Here is a 4,248-nt window from a genome sequence, read left to right on the forward strand (position 1 = left end):
GGCCGCTCGACCTTTCCCGTCAGGCACGCCACCCGGTGCCGGGCCTCGGCGGCCGCCGCCGGGCTCACCCTCGCCTTGCCCAGGACGAACGTCGCCCACCGCAGTTCTCGGATCGTGGCCAGGGTGCGGTACCCGAACCACGTGGTCATGTCGTAACCGCCGTAGGCCGCCACGAACGCCCGGTACTCGGCGTCGGTGATCCGCGCGAAGTCGGTGTGGTCCACCGCCAGGGAAACCAGGTCCCACTCCGGGGGGCCGACTCCCATCTGGTCGAGGTCCAGCAGCACGGGCTCCCCGCCGGCCACGGGGACCACGACGTTGCCCTGCCAGGCGTCGCCGTGAATGAGCCGGAGCGGGAGATGGGGCACCAAGGCCCGGTACTCGACGCGCAGTCGGTCCGCGAGATCGCGCAGCAGGTCCCGATCTCCCTCGGCCAGGAGGGTCTCGCCGTCGAGTGCGGCACTTAGTCCCTCCAGGGGGTCGACGGTGGGAAACACGCCCGCCTCGGGGAGATCCAGCCGGTGGAGCCGCCGCAGCGTCGCGCCGAGTTCGGCCGGAGTGGCGGGGCGGTGCTCGGGTAGCCGCACCCACCAGGTGACAGGTCGACCTCCCACGGACGTGGGCTGTTCGACACCGTCGACGGTGCGGACGACGGGAACGCCGCGATCGGCCAACCAGCGCGAAGCGCGGAGGTGGCGTTCGGCGACGAGGTGCGACCCCGCCGGTCCGATCCGTGCCACCACACCGCCGGCCAACCGGTAGAGGACGTTCATCCCGTCCCGGATCAGCGTCGCGTCCGTGGTCGACACGCCTGCTCGTTCACCCGCTGCTTCGAGCACCGCTCGGGAGTTCGGCGCTGATGGGAGCGGGGCGCCGTTCGCCTCAGTCATCGGTGGGGTGGGTCAGGAGTTCCACGAGTTCCGCCACCTCCGGTATCGCACGGTGCCGCTGACACGCTCGGACCAGCGTGGCGAGCTCCTCGTCCATCCGCCGCGAGTGCAACATCCTGGCGTCCTCGACAGCGCGCCGGCCGACGAGGGCGGCTTCCCTCGGATCCCCGACCGCCATGTGCAGGGTCGCCAGCCGCGCTCTGGAGAACGCCCGCGAGCGCGGGTAGGCGTCGCTGTGCAGTTGGATCGCGGTTCTCAGCCGGTCCGCCGCCTCCCCCGGCCGGTTCGCGGCGAGAGCGAGCGAGGTCAGCGCCCGCGCACTGCTGCCGGCGTGTTCGGCCTCGTCGTAGTAGACCAGCCAGGGCGGGTCCGCCTCCGGCTGCCGTTCCGCGAAGTGCGCGTCGGCGCGGTCCACCTCCGCTCGGGCTTCATCGTCACGCCCCAGCACCGCCAGCAAGCGGGCGCGGACGACTCCGATCATGGCTCGTGCGGTGGCCGTCAGCCGGTCAGCTCGCACCTGGGCGAACTCGATCGAGGACAGTGCCTCGTCCACGTTGCCGAGGTAGATGGCCTGACGGGCCAGGTCAGCGAGGGTCGCGGCACGCAGCTCCCAGCAGCCGCCCTGCTCAGCGCACCACAGGCCGAACCGGAAGCACCGGGTCGCGGCGTCGTGGTTCCCGACGTCGAAGGCGGAGAACGCGACGACTCCCGCGAGGTTGCCGACGGCCTCGAAGATCCCCGCACGTACGGCGGTGCTGGCCTGGGCGTCCAGTAGCTGGCTGGCCCATCTCAGGTGCGCCGCGCCCGCTTCCCCAGCCATGCCTCCGCCGTGGAGGTTCTCGCTGGTGGCCAGGGTGCTGGTCATCAGCTTGACCTGCTCGACCTCGGAGCGTCCTATCCGCCGTGGCGGCGGCACGGTCACGGTGAGGGCCTCGAGGTGCCCGGCCGGCACCGGGGGCCCGTCGCCTCGTTCGGCCGGTCCACCAGGCTCGCTCGTCGCGGACATCGGCGAGCCCGAGGCTGGAAGGAGGGCGTCCGGGGTGCGGTCGGAGGGCGCTCGCCCCGTCCCACCCCGTGACAGGCCCTGCGAGCCGTCGGCCGGATCCTCGCCGAGGAGCGTGGCCAGGTCGTCGAGCGAGACCCCCAGTGCCTTCGCGATCCGGGCCCTCCGCCACGGTTGGGGTGTCAGCGAACCGCGTTCCCAGCGCCCGACAGTGGAGAACTCCACCCCGACCGCCGTGGCCAGCCCTTCCTGGGTGAAGCCCCTCGCCTTACGTCGGGCCGTGAATCCCGCACGCCTGTCGCCCACGCCGCTCACCTCACCCTGGTGGGATCCGGCCGGCGACCGCGGGGAGTGCGCGGCCATGACGCCTTCCGGTCACGGAAATGATTCCCGGAGCCGATCACCCTCTCGAACCCCACCTCGATGGCATTCCCGCACTCACCCGTTGACATTCATCCGACCCTCCTCATTCCGGGACCAGAATAACGGGCCACCGGACGGGACCGATCCTCGGCCACCGGCCGCACCCGCTCGAACCGCGACCGTTGAGCATGGAGTTTTCGCAGTTCAACGGGGTCGTCGCCTCATCGACGCCTCATCGACGCCTGATTGGCGCAACAGGGACGCCATGGCTTCGCCCTGGTTCCGGCTGCTCGACCAAGCCCACTCGAATCGGGTCGATCACGGGTTTCCCCCACGCTCGGCACGGTTGGTCGAATGCCGACGGAAGCGGGCGAACAATCACTCCAAAGAAGGATTCGACGACACGAGGGACACCGATCAACGCAGGTCACCATCGGAATTCCCGCGCCGGTACCCGCTGAACGCACTTGAACTCGACGGCCACTCCCCAGTTGACTGTCGACCACTTCGGCACCTGGAAGCACCTGTCCGAGTATCACCGCCGGCCAGCATCCCGATCGCCAACCCGGACTTACTCGCCCTGGTGGCCGTGCCGAGGAGCCATGACGCCGCGCGGACGCTCCCCCACCATCCCGACGGCCGAGACCACGAGGAGAAGCGTTGGAAACCGACACCACCACCCTGTCGCCGGAGTCGCTGCGCGCGGAGATGGTCGCCAAGGTCCGCGCGGGCGGATGGGCGGAGCGCGGCGAGGTGGAACGGGTACTCCGCGACACGCCCCGCCACCGGTTCCTGCCGGACGCCGACCTGGAACTCGCCTACCACCCGTACCGAGCGGTGGTTACCCACCGGTTCGACAACGGCCGTTCGTTGTCCTGCGCGTCCGCTCCGTGGCTGGTCGCGGGGATGCTCGACCAGCTGGACGTCCAACCGGGCCACCGCGTCCTGGAGATCGGGGCCGGCACCGGGTACAACGCCTGCCTGCTCGCCCAGTTGACCGGACGCGCCGACCTGGTGACCACGGTGGACATCAACCCGGACGTCGCGGCCAGGGCGTCGGGGCGCTGGCCGACACTGGTTTCGGTGGCGTTCACGTCGTCACTGGTGACGGCGTGTTGGGCTACCCCGAACACGCTCCGTACGACCGGATGATCGCTACGGTCTCGCCGTGGGACCTTCCCACGCCCTGGTGGCAGCAGCTCGCGCCAGGAGGGCGGCTGGTCGCCCCGCTGCGGTGGCGGGGTCAGGGGCGGAGCGTCGCTTTCACCCGCACCGGTGATCGTCTGGTCTCCGATTCACTGGTCCTGTGCGGATTCGTGTACTTGGTCGGCGACGGTGAGGGAGAGCTCAGTGGCGCCATCACCTCCGACGGGCTGGTCACCCTCCATTGGGACCGCGACCAGGACGTGCGGCCCGACGCGTTGCTGGGTGTGCTCGATCAACCGCGCGTCACCACCTGGTCCGATGTCACCCTCGGCCGACAGGAGTCCCACGAGGACCTCTGACTTCGGCTGACCGCCACCGATCCGGGAGTGTGCCGACTCGGGGTCACCGGTGACGTCCCACCCGAGGTGTGCGACCCGGTACCGGGGTACTGGCGGATGGCCCTGGTCGACGGCGGCACGCTGGCCTACCTGACCCTCCGCCGCGTCACCATCGCGGACGAGGCACGCTGCGAGTTGGGCGTCATCGGCCACGGGCCGGCCGCCGCCGAACTGACCGAACACCTGTGCGGCGAGATCCGGGCCTGGGCACCCGACCGGCACCGGCACTCCCCGACGTTGACCGTCCACCCGGCCGGCGCCCCGGACAGCGAGCTGGCGGGCACCGCCATCGACAAGACGCACAGCAGGTTCGTCCTCACCTACGACGATCCACCCCGGTGAGGTGCCGGATGGTCTTCGCACGGAAACCATCGCCCGCTACCAGCACGACAACCCCGACCGGCCAGGCTGGTTCCCCTACGCCATCTCCCTGAACGGGAACCTCATC

At 70.4% G+C, this 4,248-nt stretch carries 5 protein-coding genes; 3 read left to right on the forward strand and 2 right to left on the reverse strand.

Features of this window, described 5'->3' with window-relative positions; genetic code table 11:
- Nucleotides 1–809: phosphotransferase enzyme family protein (locus ACTIDRAF_RS0220790; protein WP_016700651.1), on the reverse strand; the 809-nt coding region annotated here is incomplete at its 3' end.
- 73 nt (nucleotides 810–882) lie between these two features.
- Nucleotides 883–2,199: a helix-turn-helix domain-containing protein gene (locus ACTIDRAF_RS30190; protein WP_052168917.1), complete on the reverse strand. Its 1,317-nt coding sequence runs from the start codon at nucleotides 2,197–2,199 to the stop codon at nucleotides 883–885.
- A 717-nt stretch (nucleotides 2,200–2,916) separates the two neighbouring features.
- Here ACTIDRAF_RS30190 and ACTIDRAF_RS35400 point away from each other — a divergent pair.
- Genes ACTIDRAF_RS35400 through ACTIDRAF_RS34575 form a run of 3 tightly spaced genes read left to right on the forward strand, consistent with a single transcriptional unit; the run spans nucleotide 2,917 to nucleotide 4,142 of the window.
- A complete protein-coding gene (locus ACTIDRAF_RS35400) occupies nucleotides 2,917–3,408 on the forward strand; it encodes a class I SAM-dependent methyltransferase (RefSeq protein WP_026066337.1) in 492 nt (163 codons plus the stop codon).
- Complete coding sequence (locus ACTIDRAF_RS35405; RefSeq protein WP_016700653.1) at nucleotides 3,369–3,761, forward strand: class I SAM-dependent methyltransferase; 393 nt, start codon at nucleotides 3,369–3,371, stop codon at nucleotides 3,759–3,761. Before ACTIDRAF_RS35400 ends, ACTIDRAF_RS35405 begins: the two co-directional genes overlap by 40 nt.
- A 27-nt stretch (nucleotides 3,762–3,788) precedes the next feature.
- A complete protein-coding gene (locus ACTIDRAF_RS34575) occupies nucleotides 3,789–4,142 on the forward strand; it encodes a class I SAM-dependent methyltransferase (RefSeq protein ID WP_016700654.1) in 354 nt (117 codons plus the stop codon).
- Nucleotides 4,143–4,248 lie beyond the last annotated feature (106 nt).

It is taken from the genome of Actinoalloteichus spitiensis RMV-1378 (assembly GCF_000239155.1).
Classification (GTDB): domain Bacteria; phylum Actinomycetota; class Actinomycetes; order Mycobacteriales; family Pseudonocardiaceae; genus Actinoalloteichus_B; species Actinoalloteichus_B spitiensis.